Origin of the sequence: Pseudomonas sp. PS01270, from assembly GCF_029959775.1 — a bacterium.
In the GTDB taxonomy this organism is placed as follows: domain Bacteria; phylum Pseudomonadota; class Gammaproteobacteria; order Pseudomonadales; family Pseudomonadaceae; genus Aquipseudomonas; species Aquipseudomonas atacamensis.
Genome location: NZ_JASCPT010000041.1, coordinates 13,256 through 27,813, shown reverse-complemented (window position 1 = coordinate 27,813; position 14,558 = coordinate 13,256). Strand labels below are relative to the sequence as shown.

Annotated in this window: 12 protein-coding genes; 3 read left to right on the top strand and 9 right to left on the bottom strand. The window is 60.7% G+C overall.

The features are described 5' to 3' along the window. Positions 1 to 14 precede the first annotated feature (14 nt). The gene (locus QMX86_RS13900) at positions 15 to 371 is read left to right on the top strand and encodes a hypothetical protein (protein WP_016772210.1); all 357 of its coding nucleotides are present in this window, start codon (positions 15 to 17) and stop codon (positions 369 to 371) included. A 105-nt stretch (positions 372 to 476) separates the two neighbouring features. Continuing rightward, on the top strand, positions 477 to 1,103 hold the full coding sequence (locus QMX86_RS13895; RefSeq protein WP_039756397.1) for a class I SAM-dependent methyltransferase: 627 nt from the start codon (positions 477 to 479) through the stop codon (positions 1,101 to 1,103). A 1-nt stretch (position 1,104) separates the two neighbouring features. Here the strand turns inward: QMX86_RS13895 and QMX86_RS13890 are convergent, their stop codons facing one another. The 4 genes from QMX86_RS13890 to QMX86_RS13875 form a co-directional block, all read right to left on the bottom strand. Next, a complete protein-coding gene (locus tag QMX86_RS13890; protein WP_282384534.1) occupies positions 1,105 to 3,357 on the bottom strand; it encodes a glycoside hydrolase in 2,253 nt (750 codons plus the stop codon). An 89-nt stretch (positions 3,358 to 3,446) separates the two neighbouring features. Further along, entirely contained in the window at positions 3,447 to 6,509 is a 3,063-nt protein-coding gene (locus QMX86_RS13885; RefSeq protein WP_071174048.1) for an efflux RND transporter permease subunit, read from the bottom strand. Then, positions 6,506 to 7,570: an efflux RND transporter periplasmic adaptor subunit gene (locus QMX86_RS13880; protein WP_282384533.1), complete on the bottom strand. Its 1,065-nt coding sequence runs from the start codon at positions 7,568 to 7,570 to the stop codon at positions 6,506 to 6,508. Before QMX86_RS13880 ends, QMX86_RS13885 begins: the two co-directional genes overlap by 4 nt. Continuing rightward, entirely contained in the window at positions 7,567 to 8,670 is a 1,104-nt protein-coding gene (locus tag QMX86_RS13875; protein ID WP_024011162.1) for an efflux RND transporter periplasmic adaptor subunit, read from the bottom strand. Before QMX86_RS13875 ends, QMX86_RS13880 begins: the two co-directional genes overlap by 4 nt. Before the next feature lie 146 nt (positions 8,671 to 8,816). On the opposite strand from QMX86_RS13875, the gene QMX86_RS13870 reads away from it, so the two are divergent. Next, entirely contained in the window at positions 8,817 to 9,977 is a 1,161-nt protein-coding gene (locus QMX86_RS13870; protein ID WP_282384532.1) for an AAA family ATPase, read from the top strand. Positions 9,978 to 10,095: 118 nt separating this feature from the next. Here the strand turns inward: QMX86_RS13870 and QMX86_RS13865 are convergent, their stop codons facing one another. The 5 genes from QMX86_RS13865 to QMX86_RS13845 form a co-directional block, all read right to left on the bottom strand. Continuing rightward, a complete protein-coding gene (locus QMX86_RS13865; protein WP_122508395.1) occupies positions 10,096 to 10,968 on the bottom strand; it encodes a transporter substrate-binding domain-containing protein in 873 nt (290 codons plus the stop codon). Beyond that, positions 10,965 to 11,747 carry an amino acid ABC transporter ATP-binding protein gene (locus QMX86_RS13860; protein ID WP_110644766.1) on the bottom strand — a complete coding sequence of 261 codons (783 nt, stop codon included), beginning with the start codon at positions 11,745 to 11,747 and terminating at the stop codon, positions 10,965 to 10,967. Before QMX86_RS13860 ends, QMX86_RS13865 begins: the two co-directional genes overlap by 4 nt. Further along, on the bottom strand, positions 11,744 to 12,403 hold the full coding sequence (locus QMX86_RS13855) for an amino acid ABC transporter permease (protein ID WP_071174043.1): 660 nt from the start codon (positions 12,401 to 12,403) through the stop codon (positions 11,744 to 11,746). The genes QMX86_RS13860 and QMX86_RS13855 overlap by 4 nt, the downstream gene beginning before the upstream one ends. Beyond that, positions 12,384 to 13,049, bottom strand: a complete 666-nt coding sequence (locus QMX86_RS13850) for an amino acid ABC transporter permease (RefSeq protein ID WP_282384531.1) — start codon at positions 13,047 to 13,049, stop codon at positions 12,384 to 12,386. Before QMX86_RS13850 ends, QMX86_RS13855 begins: the two co-directional genes overlap by 20 nt. Before the next feature lie 585 nt (positions 13,050 to 13,634). After that, positions 13,635 to 14,432: a MetQ/NlpA family ABC transporter substrate-binding protein gene (locus tag QMX86_RS13845; protein WP_282384530.1), complete on the bottom strand. Its 798-nt coding sequence runs from the start codon at positions 14,430 to 14,432 to the stop codon at positions 13,635 to 13,637. Between the last annotated feature and the right edge of the window lie 126 nt (positions 14,433 to 14,558).

Sequence of the window (14,558 nt, the reverse complement as noted above, 5' to 3'; positions counted from 1 at the left end):
TCAGGAGTTTACCCATGGAAAAGAAACTTGCCGATCCGCCACTCAGCCTTACCTCAAGCAAGCGGTTCACCGAGGATTTGCTCAAGGATCGCTCTGCACTGTGCCGCGCCGTCGACTCACATCTGGCCGGCAATCAGGTCACGTTGGCTGGACAGAAACGCGTCTACAGCATCAGCGAAGATGTGACGCTGGAGGACGCCCAACTGTATGTTGCCGATCTGCTGCGCTGCGCTTCGGTGACCGTCCATCAATGCGGTGACCAGCTCGGGGGCGCGGATCGGGCCATGGTGTTCTCGGTCTGGCATCTGCTGGAAATGGCCAAGGCGATGATGGACCGCTCGATCGATTGTCTGGGAGCCAAGCAGCACTGAAGCCTGGCACCCATCGCCGCCTGCACTGGCCCCAGCGCAGGCGGCGTTTTTTTGCCGGTGAAAAAGCTTATAGTCCGCCCTCACACCGCCAATACAGCATCGAACATGAAGCAAACGCCCAGCGACCTCGAACAGATCACCGCCACTACCCTCGGTCACTACAACTCGGTGGCCGAGGATTTCCGTGAAGGCACTCGCGACCACGATGTCAGTCAGAACATCGAGGCCTTGCTGCGCCACATTCAGGCTGAGTCGCCGTTGACAATTCTCGATTTCGGCTGCGGGCCGGGCCGGGATTTGCAAACCTTCACGCGCATGGGCCACGTCGCGATCGGCCTTGATGGCTCACAGGAATTCGCGCGCATGGCCCGCCAGGACAGCGGTTGCGAAGTCTGGCAGCAGGACTTTCTCAAGCTTGATCTACCCGCCGAGCGCTTCGACGGCATCTTCGCCAATGCCGTGCTGTTTCATGTGCCGTTGCAGGTGTTGCCGCAAGTGCTACGGCAATTGCACGGCACCTTGAAACCGGGTGGCGTGCTGTTCAGTTCCAATCCGCGTGGCGACAATCAAGAGGGCTGGAATGGGCCGCGCTACGGCTCGTATCACGATCTCGAAGCCTGGCGCGGGTTGCTGACGGCGGCGGGTTTTGTCGAGCTGGAGCATTATTACCGGCCTGCGGGCTTGCCGCGCGAACAGCAGCCGTGGCTGGCGAGCGTGTGGCGCAAAGTCTGAATCAGGGCGCTGCTTGTACCTGATACTGGCTGTCGCTGCCGTCCGCTAACAGTGCAGTCATGCTGTGTCCCGGTAACGTCCGGCCCTGCCAATTGCGTGGAGCGGCGTCGAAATTGGCCAGCAGTCGCGTGCCGTCGGCAAACGTCGTCTGCTGGACCAGGCGATCCTCGCTCAACCAGTCAAAAGCGGTCAGCGCTTGCGTCGCCAGACGTTCGTGCAGCGGACGAAAGAATCGATCCTGACGCACGATCAGCGGCAAGCGCTGATCAAGGCTGGCCGCACTCAGGTGGTACAGCGGCGGTACGTTGTAGAGCAACTGGGTGAGCTCGTTTTCCACCCGCACGTCGCTCAGTTTCAGATTATCGAACAACCAGTGATGACTGGTGATGACAGAGCCGTGGAACACCGCCTGATACAGCGGTAAACGGCTGGCGGGGGCGAAATGAACGCGTCGGTAGTCAGCCTTCAATCGGGTCGGTTTGAAGAACACCGCAGGCTGCTCCGGTGGGTACCATGGGCCGACGAAAAAGTCCGCTGTGCCCGGCTGCTGCATGTCGCGATCGCCCCAACCGATCACTGGCGTCTGCATGCCATGTGCGAACAAGACCCCCTGTGCGGTGGCGGCATTGCCATCCTCGGAGCCGCTCGGCAGCTGCAACACTTCGTTGATCCAGCGCGATGCTGCAACGTTGCCCGCGGCATTTTGCGCCTGGGTCATCGGTGCGCCGGGACGATAACTGTCGAAGAGCATCCCAGCGGCATAGGCATCGAGAAACCAACTGTTGAACCCGGCAACCTTCTGGATTGCATCGATGCGCCGCTCAAGTAACGGTCGCACACATCGCGGATCGGTATAGTGACCGGACTGCTGAAACCCGCTTTTCAGCGCACCGTTTTCCTCCACGATCGCGCACTCGGTATTGGCCCGATCGCCGAGGTGCGCGGTGGTCCAGTCCGGATTTTCGTCCTCGCGCAGCGCGGTTTCATAGGAGTCATAGGGGGCAATCAGATACCCCGCAGAGACGGCGGCGCGCACCGCCTCCGGGTGCCAGAGTCCACCTTCCCAGCCCTCGCCGAGCCCAAGCCATAAACGCGAAAGTCCAGCGCTCTGCAAGCGTTCAGTGGTTCGTCGCGACAAGGTGCGCCCCCAGCGCGAAGGATCAGGCGCCAGCGTACCCTTCAGAACATCGGCCAGCTGCTCGCGCACCTCAGCGTACCCGTTGGCCAGCGCCTGCATGTCCGGCACCGCACGCGCCTGCCAGGTTTTGCGCGCCTGAACGGTCAGCGCGCGATTGAGACTGCGCAGCATCACAGTCTGTTGATAGCGATTGAGTACGGTCTCGCTGGCGAGCAACCGCAGCGCTTCAGCATCCATTGCTGCCCGAAGTTCACTGACCAGCACACCCGAGCCGCGCAACCGGGCAATCAGCAGCGGCCAGTTGCGCACATCGTCAGGGCCGAGCGGGTCGTTGCCCCATAGATAGACATGCGCGGCACCGATCAGCTTGGCGGCTTGCGGGGTCTTGATCAGCTTGTTCGCCAAGGTTTCATATTGATCGCTTTCAATGAGCCACTGCTTGTAGCGCTTGGCCCCGGCCAAGGGATCGACATCGCCGAGAAACAGGCTGAAGGTCAGCGGTTTTGAGGGTTCAAGCGATGTGAATCGATGCCGGGCCGACAGCCCCAGTGCATCACCATTGGTCTTGAAGCGCAGTTGGTTGTTGTAAGGGTTGGTCAGCAGCCAGTGCAGGCTGAAATTCTCGTACTCCATCCCCCAAAGCGGCAGGCTCAAGTCCTGGGTGGTAACGAGCGCGCCCTGCGCGAGCAGGAACTTCTGCCACACCCGGTCACCGCGCGGCACGTAGCGCCCTTCGGCAAGCGGCCAGATCAGCGCCTGGCCCATTGCACTGGCGGGCTGATGAATAAACTCGATTTGCGAGGGCGAGTTAGCCGTAATCGAAAACGTCAGGTCACGCTGGTCCAGGTCAACACTGAGCAACCAGCGCCCATCGTCCCATTGCCAATCGATGCGATTGCCGCGCCTGACCATGTCGCTGACCTTGTGCCGCAGCATACCGGCCGAGGCCTGCACCGGCGCAGCGCCGGCGGCTTCAACGCGCACCGCCAGCGTCGCAGGATCGACCTGCACCCGCCACAGCCGGTTTTCCAGCAGCACTTCGGCCAGTACTGCCGGCGACAGGCTCAAGCCAGCGAGCAGCAACCATCCGCGTAACAAGCCGGAAACAGTCGACATGGCACGTCCCTCTTCGAATGAAGAAGGGACGTTAGCGCAGTCCACTCACCCTGTAAGTCAGACCTTTCCCAAAGATCGCAGGGGCTAGCTCACTGCGCCGGCTTTTCATCCTTCTGCGGTTCGCGAATCTTGTACCAGGCCACATACAGCGCCGGCAGAAACAGCAGCGTCAGCAGCGTCGCCACGACGATGCCACCAATCATCGCGTAGGCCATCGGCCCCCAGAACACTTCGCGGGCGATCGGGATCATGCCCATGCTCGCCGCCGCTGCGGTCAGCAGAATCGGCCGACGCCGGTGTTCGGTGGCTTCGACCACCGCGTCCCACGGCGCATAGCCTTTCTGCTCGAACTCATCGATCTGCGTCACCAGAATCACCGAGTTGCGGATGATGATGCCGATCAGCGCGAGAATCCCGAGGATCGCCACGAAGCCCATCGGCGTGCCAGTCGGCACCAGCGCCAGGACCACGCCGATCAACCCCAGCGGCGCGACACTGGCGACCAGGAACATCTTCTGCACGCTGTGCAACTGAATCATCAGGAACGTCGCCATGAGGAACAGCATCAGCGGCAACACCTTGGCAATCGGTCCCTGGGCCTTGCCGCTTTCCTCGACCGTGCCGCCGGTGGCGACCTTGTAGCCGACCGGCAGTTTCGAGGCAAAAGCATCGATCGACGGCTTGAGCAGTTTCACCAGATCGGTCGGCTGTATCTCGTCACGCACCGAGGCCTTGATGGTGATGGTCGGCAAGCGGTCACGACGCCACACCAGCGGCTGCTCCAGTTCATAGCGCACGGTGGCGAACGCCAGCAGCGGAATCGAGGTGCCGCTCGGCGTGACGATCTGCAGGTTCTGCAGGGTTTCCGGCGTGCCGCGTTCGGAATCCACCGCGCGACCGACCACGTTGATCAGGTAGATATCGTCATCGACCTGGGTCAACGGCGAGCCGCTGACAATGCTGTTCATCAGGTTGGCGACGTCTTCGGACGACAGCCCGAGTTGCCGCGCCTTGTCCTGGGCGATGTCGATGCGCAGGACTTTGCCCGGCTCGTTCCAGTCGTAAATGATCTCGCCGATGTGCGGGTTCTTGTCCAGTTCGGTGGCCAGGTCGATGGCGTGTTTGCGCACCTGATCGACGTCTTTGCCGCTGACTCGATACTGAATCGGACGCCCCACGGGCGGGCCCATTTCCAGGGCCTGCACGTAGCTGCCGATGCCGACGAAGTCTTTGTGCAGCCGCTCACGCAAGCGCTGGCTAAGGGCCTCGCGGGCTTCGAAGTCCTTGCTGACGATCACCAGCTGCGCGTAGTACGGGTTCTGCAATTGCTGATCAAGGGGCAGGTAGAAACGGATCGCGCCCTGACCGATGTAAGTGCTCCAGCGCACGATGTCCGGGTCGCCCTTGAGCGTCGCTTCGAGCTTGTCCACCGCTTTGCGGGTTTCATCGATCGAGGCGTTTTGCGGCAGGTTCAGGTCGACGAGAATTTCCGGACGATCCGAAGCGGGGAAGAACTGGTTCTGCACGAAACGCATGCAGAACACCGCCAGCACGAACAACAGCACGGTGACGCCGATCGCCCACCAACGATTGCGCATGGCCCACAACAGACCACCGTTGAAGGCGCGACCGACGCGACCCGGCTCGGCATCGTGGGCCTTCACCTTGTCGCTGAGGATGTGCACGCCAATCACTGGTGCGAAGAACACCGCCACCACCCAGGAGACGATCATCGCCACGGCAATCACCGCAAACAGCGTGAAGGTATATTCACCCGCCGAACTGGCGTTGAGACCGATGGGCACGAAACCGGCGACGGTCACCAGCGTACCGGTGAGCATCGGGAATGCCGTCGAGGTGTAGGCGAACGTCGCCGCCTGCTCCTTGCTCTCGCCCATTTCCAGGCGCGTAACCATCATTTCCACGGTGATCATCGCGTCGTCCACCAGCAGACCGAGGGCGATGATCAGCGCGCCGAGGGAAATCCGCTGCATGGTGATGCCGCTGTATTCCATGAACACGAAGACCATGGCCAGCACCAGCGGAATCGAGCAGGCCACTACCAGACCGGCGCGCACGCCGAGGCTGATGAAACTCACCACCAGCACGATGATGACCGCTTCGAACAGTGCGCTGGTGAAACCGCCAACGGCCTCTTCCACCACCACCGCCTGGTCGGAAACGGTGTGCACGCCGACGCCAACCGGCAAGTCGGCGGTGAGCTGGTCGATGCGCTCGTGCAGTGCCTTACCGAATTCCTGAACGTTGCCGCCCTTCTGCATGGCAATCGCCAGGCCGATCGCCGGTTTGCCGTCGAAGCGGAATTCCGGTGTCGCCGGATCGACGTAGCCACGGCTGATCTCGGCGATGTCGGCCAGACGATAGAAGCGATCGTTGAGTTTGAGATTGACCTCGGCCAGATCCTTCTCCGACTCGAACTGGCCCGAGGTGCGCACGGAGATCCGCTCCGGCCCCGCCTCGATCACCCCGGCCGGAGTCACTGCGTTCTGCGATTGCAGGCTCTGCACCACTTGGCGCTGGTCGATACCCAGTGCGGCGAGTTTGCGCGTGGAGAAGTTCAGGTAAATCGTTTCGTCCTGCTGGCCGACCATTTCGATCTTGCCCAGCCCCGGCACGCTGCGGATTTCTGCGCGCGCCTGTTCCACGTAATCGCGCAACTGGCGCATGGTCAGGCCGTCGGCGGTGAAGGCGTAGACCGAGCCGTACACGTCACCGAACTCATCGTTGAACCCCGGCCCCTGAATGCCCTGGGGAAACTGGCCGCGAATGTCGTCGATCTTCTTGCGCACCTGGTACCAGATTTGCGGAATGTCCTCAGCGCCGGTGGTGTCGCGCAGGTACACGTACACCGTCGATTCGCCGGGGCGGGTGTAGCTTTTCACGTAGTCGAGGGAATCGAGCTCTTCGAGTTTTTTCTCGATGCGGTCGGTGACCTGCTTGAGGGTTTCTTCCTGAGTCGCGCCCGGCCATTTGGTCTGGATCACCATGGTCTTGATGGTGAATGACGGGTCTTCTTCGCGGCCGAGATTGAAGTAGGAGAACACCCCCATCAGCAGCCCGACGAACATCAGGTACCAGACGAATGACTGGTGCTTCAAGGCCCATTCGGAGAGGTTGAAAGAGCCTTTCATTGACTGTCCTCGTCAAGTTTTACCGATTGTCCGGGTTTGAGACTGTTGACGCCGGCGCTGACCACGCGCTCGCCGTTTTGCACGCCACCGGCCAGCACCACGCTGTTGTCGCCACGGCTGACCACGCTGACGTCGCGCGGGTTGACGGTTTTGTTCTGCGTGTCGATCACCCAGATGCGGGTTTTACCGTCGGCTTCCTGCAACGCCGTCAGCGGCAGTTCGATGCGCGGTTTGATCGCCGAGCTGAGGGTCACGCTGATCGCGGTGCCGAGGCGGAAACCGTCCGGCGTATCCGATAGGGTCAGGCGCGCGCGACGGGTGCGTGTGGCGCTTTGTGCCTGGGGTTCGATCTCGCGGACGATCGCCGTGGTGTTGATGCTCGGGTCGAGTTGCGCAGCCACCGAGAACACCACGTCGCTGGGCAACTGATCGACCAGGGTATCCGGCAGATCGATCACCGCTTCCTTGATGTCCGGTTGCGCCAGCGTCACCACTTGTTGCCCGGCAGTTACCACTTGCCCGGCTTCGGCGTTCCACGCGGTGACCACAGCTTTGTGATCGGAGCGCAGCTCGGTGTAGCTCAACTGATCCTTGCTCTGGCTGACCGCCGCGCGTGCCTGATCAAGCGAGGCCTGAGTGGTTTTCAGATCGGTATTGGCGACGTCCAGTTGCGCCTGGGCACCGACGCCGCGATCAAACAGCGCTTGCTGACGACGTGCATTGGCCTGGGCGTTGATCAGTTGCGCCTGGATTCTCGCCAGATCGCCCTGGGCCGAGCGCAACTGGTTCTGCTGGTCGGACGGATCGAGGGTGGCAAGCAACGTGCCCTTCTGCACCTCGGCGCCGACATCGACGTTGCGGCTGGCGATACGTCCACCGACGCGGAAACCGGTGTTGCTCTCGTAGCGCGCCTGAATGCTGCCGGCAAAGCGCCCGAGGCTTTCTTCGTTGAGCGCTTTGACCGTGACCGACAGCACCGGACGTACCGGTTCCGGCGGGGTTTCCTTTTCCGAGCAGGCGCCCAGCAGCAACGCCATGCACAACAGGCCGAAGCGCTTCATGGCTGCGCTCCCGGTTGCAGATCCTTGTAGGTGTTTTCGGCAATCTCGACTTTCATGCCGGGGTGCAACAGTTGCCCGCCGGCGACAATGACTTTCTCGCCGCCCTTGAGGCCTTCGCTGATGATCACTTTGCCGGTCAGGTAACGGCCGACCGTGACCGTGTGCAGTTGCGCTTCACCTTTGTCATCGACCAGCCATACCGCCGGGTCGCTGATGTTTTTCGTCAGCGCCGACCAGGGCAGTTCCACCGCCGATTTGCCGGTGCCCTTGGCGGTGGCGCTCACTACTGAACCGAGCTGCATGCCCGGCGGCAGTTTGTCGAGGCTGACCTTGACCTGCACGGTGCCCGATTGCGCCGACACCGATGGCGTGATCTCACGCACGGTGCCGGTGGTTTTGATCTCGGGGTTGTCGAGCAGGCTGACTACGATCGAGCGATCGGACGGCCGCTCGGCCAGCAGCGATTCATAGACATTGAACACCGCGTCGCGGTCGCCATCGCGGGCGAGGCTGAAAATCGGCGCGGTGGCCTGCACCACTTGGCCGACTTCGGCCTGGCGCTCGGTGATCACCCCGGGTGCATCGGCGATCAGCGCGGTGTAGCTGAGCTGGTCCTTGGCGTTGGCCAGCTGCGCCTGCGCCGCGCTCAATGCGCTCTGGCTACTGCGCAGCGCGGCTTGTGCCGAATCGTATTCGCTCTGGCTGGTGTAGCCCTTGGGCAGGAGTTTTTGCTGACGCACGAAAGCGGCTGCCGCTTGCTTCACGCGGGCCTGTTCGGCGACGACCTGGGCCTGAGCGGAATCGACGTTGGTCTGCAGATCTTTCGGATCGAGTTTGGCCAGCACCTGCTTGGCGGTGACACGGTCGCCGACATCGACCATGCGCTGGATGATCTTGCCGCCGACGCGGAATGACAGCTGGGTCTGCACCCGCGCCTGCACATCACCGGTGAGGGTCACCGCGGCGGCGTAGTTGGCCGGTTCGACCTCTTGCACAAAGACCCGTGGCAAGTATTCCTGAGCAGGTTTCTTGTCGCCGCATGCGGTGAGCAACGCCATGGCGCTCACGGCCATCAGCACTTTCAATCCGGGACCCGCCATGCACACTCCTTGGCCTTAAATGCTGCTGTCGAGACGATACGACTTCAGAGCTTAGAACAGGGTTCCACGGTTGCGGACGCCAACACCAGATTTATCTCATTAAAGGTATGCTGCCCGCGTATCGCAGTGACCCGGAGAAGGATTTCATGCTCAACACCCTGGCGGTGGCCAATTACCGCTCGATCAACAAACTGGTCATTCCGCTCGGGCGCCTGAACCTGATTACCGGGCCCAACGGCAGCGGTAAGTCCAACCTCTACCGCGCGTTGCGCCTGCTGGCGGAAACCGCCCAGGGCGGCGTGGTCAATGCGCTGGCGCGTGAGGGCGGGCTGGAATCGACGTTCTGGGCCGGGCCGGAAACCATCAGCCGACGCATGCGCAACGGTGAGGTGGCGATCGAGCCGACTGTGCGCCACGGCGTGAAAAGGTTGCGCCTTGGGTTCGCCGGCGAGGATTTCAGCTACGCCATCGGCCTGGGCCTGCCGGAGCCGAGCACTTCATGCTTTGCCCTCGACCCGGAGATCAAGCGGGAATGCATCTGGGCCGGTCCGGTGTTCCGCCCGGCAAGCCTGCTGGTCGATCGCAACGGTCCGATGATCCGCGCCCGCGAAGGTCGCGCCTGGGATGTGCTGGCGCAACACACACCGAACTTCGATAGCCTGTTCGATCAGGTCGGCAATCTGCGCAGCTCGCCGGAAGTGTTCCAGATGCGCGAATTCATCCGGCGCTGGCGCTTTTATGATCACTTTCGCAGCGATGCCGACGCGCCGGTGCGTCAGCCGCAACTGGGCACTCGCACGCCCGTGCTGCACCACGACGGCCGCGATCTGGCGGCGGCCTTGCAGACAATTATCGAGATTGGCGATCCGCAAGCACTGAGCGCGGCGATCAGCGATGCGTTTCCCGGCGCGCGGCTGAATATCGCATTGTTGGCCGGTGGCCGTTTCGCTATCGAATTTTATCAGGAAGGCTTGTTGCGACCATTGTCGGCGGCGGAATTGTCAGACGGAACCTTGCGCTATCTGCTGCTGGTTGCGGCGTTGCTGACACCGCGACCGCCTACACTAATGGTGCTCAACGAACCGGAAACCAGCCTGCACCCGGACCTGCTGCCGGCGCTGGCAAGGCTGATCATTCGCGCTTCGGAGCAGTGTCAGGTGTGGGTGGTGTCACATGCACGGCGATTGATCTCGGCGTTGCAGGAAGACCCGGAATGCAATTGCATCGTGCTGGAGAAGACGCTGGGCCAGACCGGGATTGTCGGGCAGCGGGTGCTGGATGAGCCGGCGTGGCATTGGCCAGACTAGCCCATTCGATCGTTCCCACGCTCTGCGTGGGAATGCAGCCCGTGACGCTCTGCGTCACTGGACGCGGAGCGTCCATGGAGGCATTCCCACGCAGAGCGTGGGAACGATCAACAGGCAATCACCCCTGCCACTTGCCCCCTTCAACAATCACACTCTCAGGCCGGGTGTCATCGCTCAGTTCTTTGCGCACATATTGGTCATACAGCTTGAGCAGGTATTTCTCCTCGCCCAACCTGGCCAATTCGCTGTTGACCCAGTCACGCAACTCGAGGTTGCCCTTCTTCACCGCCGGTGCAATCGGCGCCTCGGCACCCAGTTTTTCCTCCAGCACGCGATAGCCCGGGTTCTGCTTGGCCCAGCTGAACAGCACCAGATTGTCCTGCGCGTAAGCATCGCCACGACCATTGGCCAGGGCTTGCAGCGACTCGGAGTTCTTTTCGAACTTGAGCAGTTTCCAGTCCGGATGGTTTTTGGTCAGCCAGATATCCGCGGTGGTGCCGGTGGTGACAATCGTGGTGCGCGTCGCCAGATCATCGAGTCTGTTCACCGAACTGCCCTGCGGCACCAGCGCCTGCACGGCCACCTTGAGGTTCGGGTTGGTGAAATCCACCGCTTCCTTGCGCTCCGGGGTGACGGTCATGTTGGCGAGGATCAAGTCGACCTTGTCACTCTGCAGAAACGGAATACGGCTGGCAGGCTCGACGGCGACGAACTCGACCTTGTTTTCGTCGCCGAGCAGGTCCTTGGCGAAGCGCCGGCCAATGTCGGTGTCGAAGCCGACGTAACGCCCGGCCTCATCGACGAAACCGAACGGTGGCTTGTCAGTGAAGACGCCGACAATCAGTTTGTCGCGGGCCTTGATCTTGTCCAGATAACCGGCCGGCGCGGTGTTTTCGCTGGCGACTTTCGGCTTTGACGGCTCTTCGGTTTTACCGCAACCGGCAAGCAAGGCGAGGCTGAGCAGGGGCAGTAACAAAGCGGCAGTTTTCATAGCGGTTCCAGTTCCTTTTTCGGATTCGTTTCTGGCGATGTTGCAACGAAGGAGAATTTCTCCAGAAACTGCTGCGCGCGTGCGGTTTGCGGGTTCGTAAAGAAAATCTCGGGTGGGGACTGTTCAAGGATGCGCCCGGCATCCATGAACACGATGCGGTCGGCCACCGCGCGGGCGAAGGCCATTTCGTGAGTGACGATCAGCAGGGTCATGCCTTCGCGAGCCAGACCCTGAATGACTTGCAGCACTTCCTTGACCATTTCCGGGTCGAGGGCGGCGGTGACTTCGTCGAAGAGCATGACCCGTGGATTCATGCACAGCGAGCGGACAATGGCGATGCGTTGCTGCTGGCCGCCGGAGAGCTGACGCGGGAAAGCATCGCGCTTGTCCAGCAGGCCGACACGCTCAAGCAAGGCTTCGGCCTGCTGCTGCGCTTCGCGACGCTGGCGCTTCTGCACCTTGAGCGGGCCGAGCAGCAGATTGTCGAGCACGCTCATGTGCGGGAACAGGTGATAACTCTGGAACACCATGCCGATCTGCTGGCGAATTTCGCGCCAGTCAGTGGCCTTGTCCAACAGCTCGCGGTCGAGGAATTTCAGGCTGCCGCTGTGGGCCTCTTCCAGACCATTGAGGCAACGCAGCAAAGTACTTTTGCCGCAACCGCTGGGTCCGAGAATGACCACCACTTCGCCGCTCTGCACTTGCAGGTCGATGCCATCGAGCACCTGCTGCGCGCCATAGAATTTGTTGAAACCGTGAAACTCGATCAGTGCGCTCATGCTTGCGTCCAGCGCCGCTCCAGCACGCGCGAAGCGGCCGAAAGCGGGTAGCAGATGAAAAAGAAAAACAGGAACAGCGCACCGTAGATCAGTACCGATTCATAGGTGCGCTCGATGATCTGCTGACCGACCTTGATCACATCGACGACGCCGATCAGCACCGCCAGGGAACTGGTCTTGATGATCCGCGTATAGACGTTGATGGTCGGCGGCGTCATGCGCTTGAGCGCTTGCGGCAGCAGCACGTAGCCATAGAGTTGAGCTGCATTGAGGCCGATCGACAGCCCGGCTTCACGCTGTCCGCGCGGCAACGAATGCAGCGCACCGCGCGCTACCTCGCCAACTTCGCTGGCGCCCCACAGCGACAGCACCAGCACCGCGCACCAGAAGCTCGGCAGGCTCAGGCCGAAGAAAATCGGCAGACCGAAGAACAGCAGATACAACCAGACCAGCACCGGAATTGCCCGGAACAGCTCCAGATAGATGCGCAGAATCGCGTTCAGCCACGTGACGTTCAACGTGCGCAACACACCGTAGAACACGCCGCCGATCGTGCTGATGGCGATGCTCAGAAACGAGATCGACAGGGTTTGCCCGGCGCCTTTTGCCAGTTGCGGCAACGACACCCAGAGCAGTTCAAGACCCGAACTGGCCATGCTGGAGCCTCCTTTCCAGACGGCTGAGCAACAGCGACAGCGGCAAGAACAGCAACACGCAGATCAGCGTCAGCACGGCGAGCATTTCGTAGGTTTTGTAGTAGAGCGCGATATAGCTCTTGGTGGTGTAGAGGATTTCCGGCACCGCCACGGCCGAAACCACGGTGGTTTCCTTGAGCAGGAAAATGAAATTGGCGAACAGTGACGGCAAGCTGAGGATCCCCGCCTGCGGCAGGATCACATAGCGCAGCAACTGGCCGTGGGACAGGCCAATCGACCGCCCGGATTCCAGTTGTGCCTGGGGCACCGCATCGACGCCGGCGCGCAGCACTTCGGTGAGGTAGGCGCCGCCGAGAAAAGTCATGGTGATGATTGCCGCAGTGAAACCGGAAACCTGGATCCCCACTGCCGGCAACACGAAGTAGACGAAGAACAGCTGAATCAGCAACGGCGTGTTGCGCGCCAGCTCTACGTAGAAGCCGACCAGTTTTTGCAGGTATGGCGTGCGAAACACCAGAATCGTCGCGTTGAGCAGCGCGACCAGCAGCGAAGTGGCGATCGCAATCAAACCGACCTGCAGAGTCACGCCGACGGCTTTGAAAAAAGCCGGCAGAGTGCTGAGGATAAAGGCGTAGTCCAAAGTCATGAAGCGTCCTGACGCTGCTTGGTAAGCGGCGATGATGCAATCCATGGACGGCGGATGGCCGTCCGGCAGGCACTGACTTTATAGGTATAAAAACCATAATTTAAATACCTTTAAAGCATATTGATATCACCCAAAAAACTATCCTGTGGGTTTGCCGGGAACGAATAAGACGGCTATTTTTCTTTGCGCTGTAGGACGGATCTTTTTTTCACGAAAGACCTCCAAGGACCCACAGCTTTTGGCCAGACTCTCCGGCCCATTCACCACAAGGAAGAAAGACATGGACGTAAAAGTGCCGCAGCGGCTGGATCCGCAGGACATCGTGAAATTGTTGAGGGCGTTGCGCCGGGCGTTGAAGACGCAGGTGGCCTGAGCCTTTGATCGTTCCCACGCGCAGCAAAGGAATGCAGCCCGGGACGCTCCGCGTCCCATTAAGAGCCGAACGCGGAGCGTCCGATGAGGCATTCCCACGCAGAGCGTGGGAACGATCTTTTCAACGGCTTGAAACGCACGCAAAAAAACGCCGATGACCATCACTGGCCATCGGCGTTTTCACGTCTGAAGCGGATTTGCTCAAGCGTCAGATCAGAACGCCGGCAATACCGCGCCGCTGTACTTCTTCTCGATGAACGCTTTGACTTCCGGGCTGGTCAGGGCCTTGGCCAGTTTCTGGATCGCGTCGCTGTTCTTGTTGTCCTCACGGGCAACCAGGAAGTTCACGTATGGCGAGTCAGCGCCTTCGATCACCAGCGCATCTTTCTGTGGGTTGAGCTTGGCTTCCAGCGCGTAGTTGGTGTTGATCATGTCCAGATCAACTTCCTTCAGCACGCGCGGCAGCAGGGCCGATTCCAGTTCCTTGAACTTGAAGTTATGCGGGTTCTTGCCGATGTCTTTCGGCGTTGCCAGAGCGTTTTTCGGATCTTTCAGTTCGATCAGGCCGGCCTTCTGCAGCAGGATCAGGGCGCGGCCGCTGTTGCTGCCTTCGTTGGGGATGGCGATGGTCGCGCCGTCCGGCAACTCAGCCAGAGTCTTGTACTTGCTCGAGTAACCACCGAACGGTTCAACGTGAACGCCCTGCACGGTCACCAGGTACTTGGATTTGTCATCCTTGTATTTACCCTGGTTGAAGCTGTTCAGGTACGGCAGGGTCTGGAAGTAGTTGGCGTCGAGACGCTTCTCGCCGACCTGTACGTTCGGTTGCACGTAGTCGGTGAAGACCTTGATTTCCAGATCCACGCCTTCTTTGGCCAGGGTCGGTTTGATCAGCTCAAGGATTTCAGCGTGGGGCACCGGCGTGGCGGCAACCACCAGTTTCTCGCCGGCGTTGGCGAAAGAAGCCGTCAGTGCAGCCGCCAATGCGGTAAACAACAGAACCTTTTTCATGCAGTGTCCTTATCGAAATCACGGTCGTCATCGACGACGGCATTTAATACGTGTGCCAGTGAAGTGATATCGCTGGCGTGAGGCGGACAATACCCGGATTTTTTATTCCCGGACAATAACGTTTAT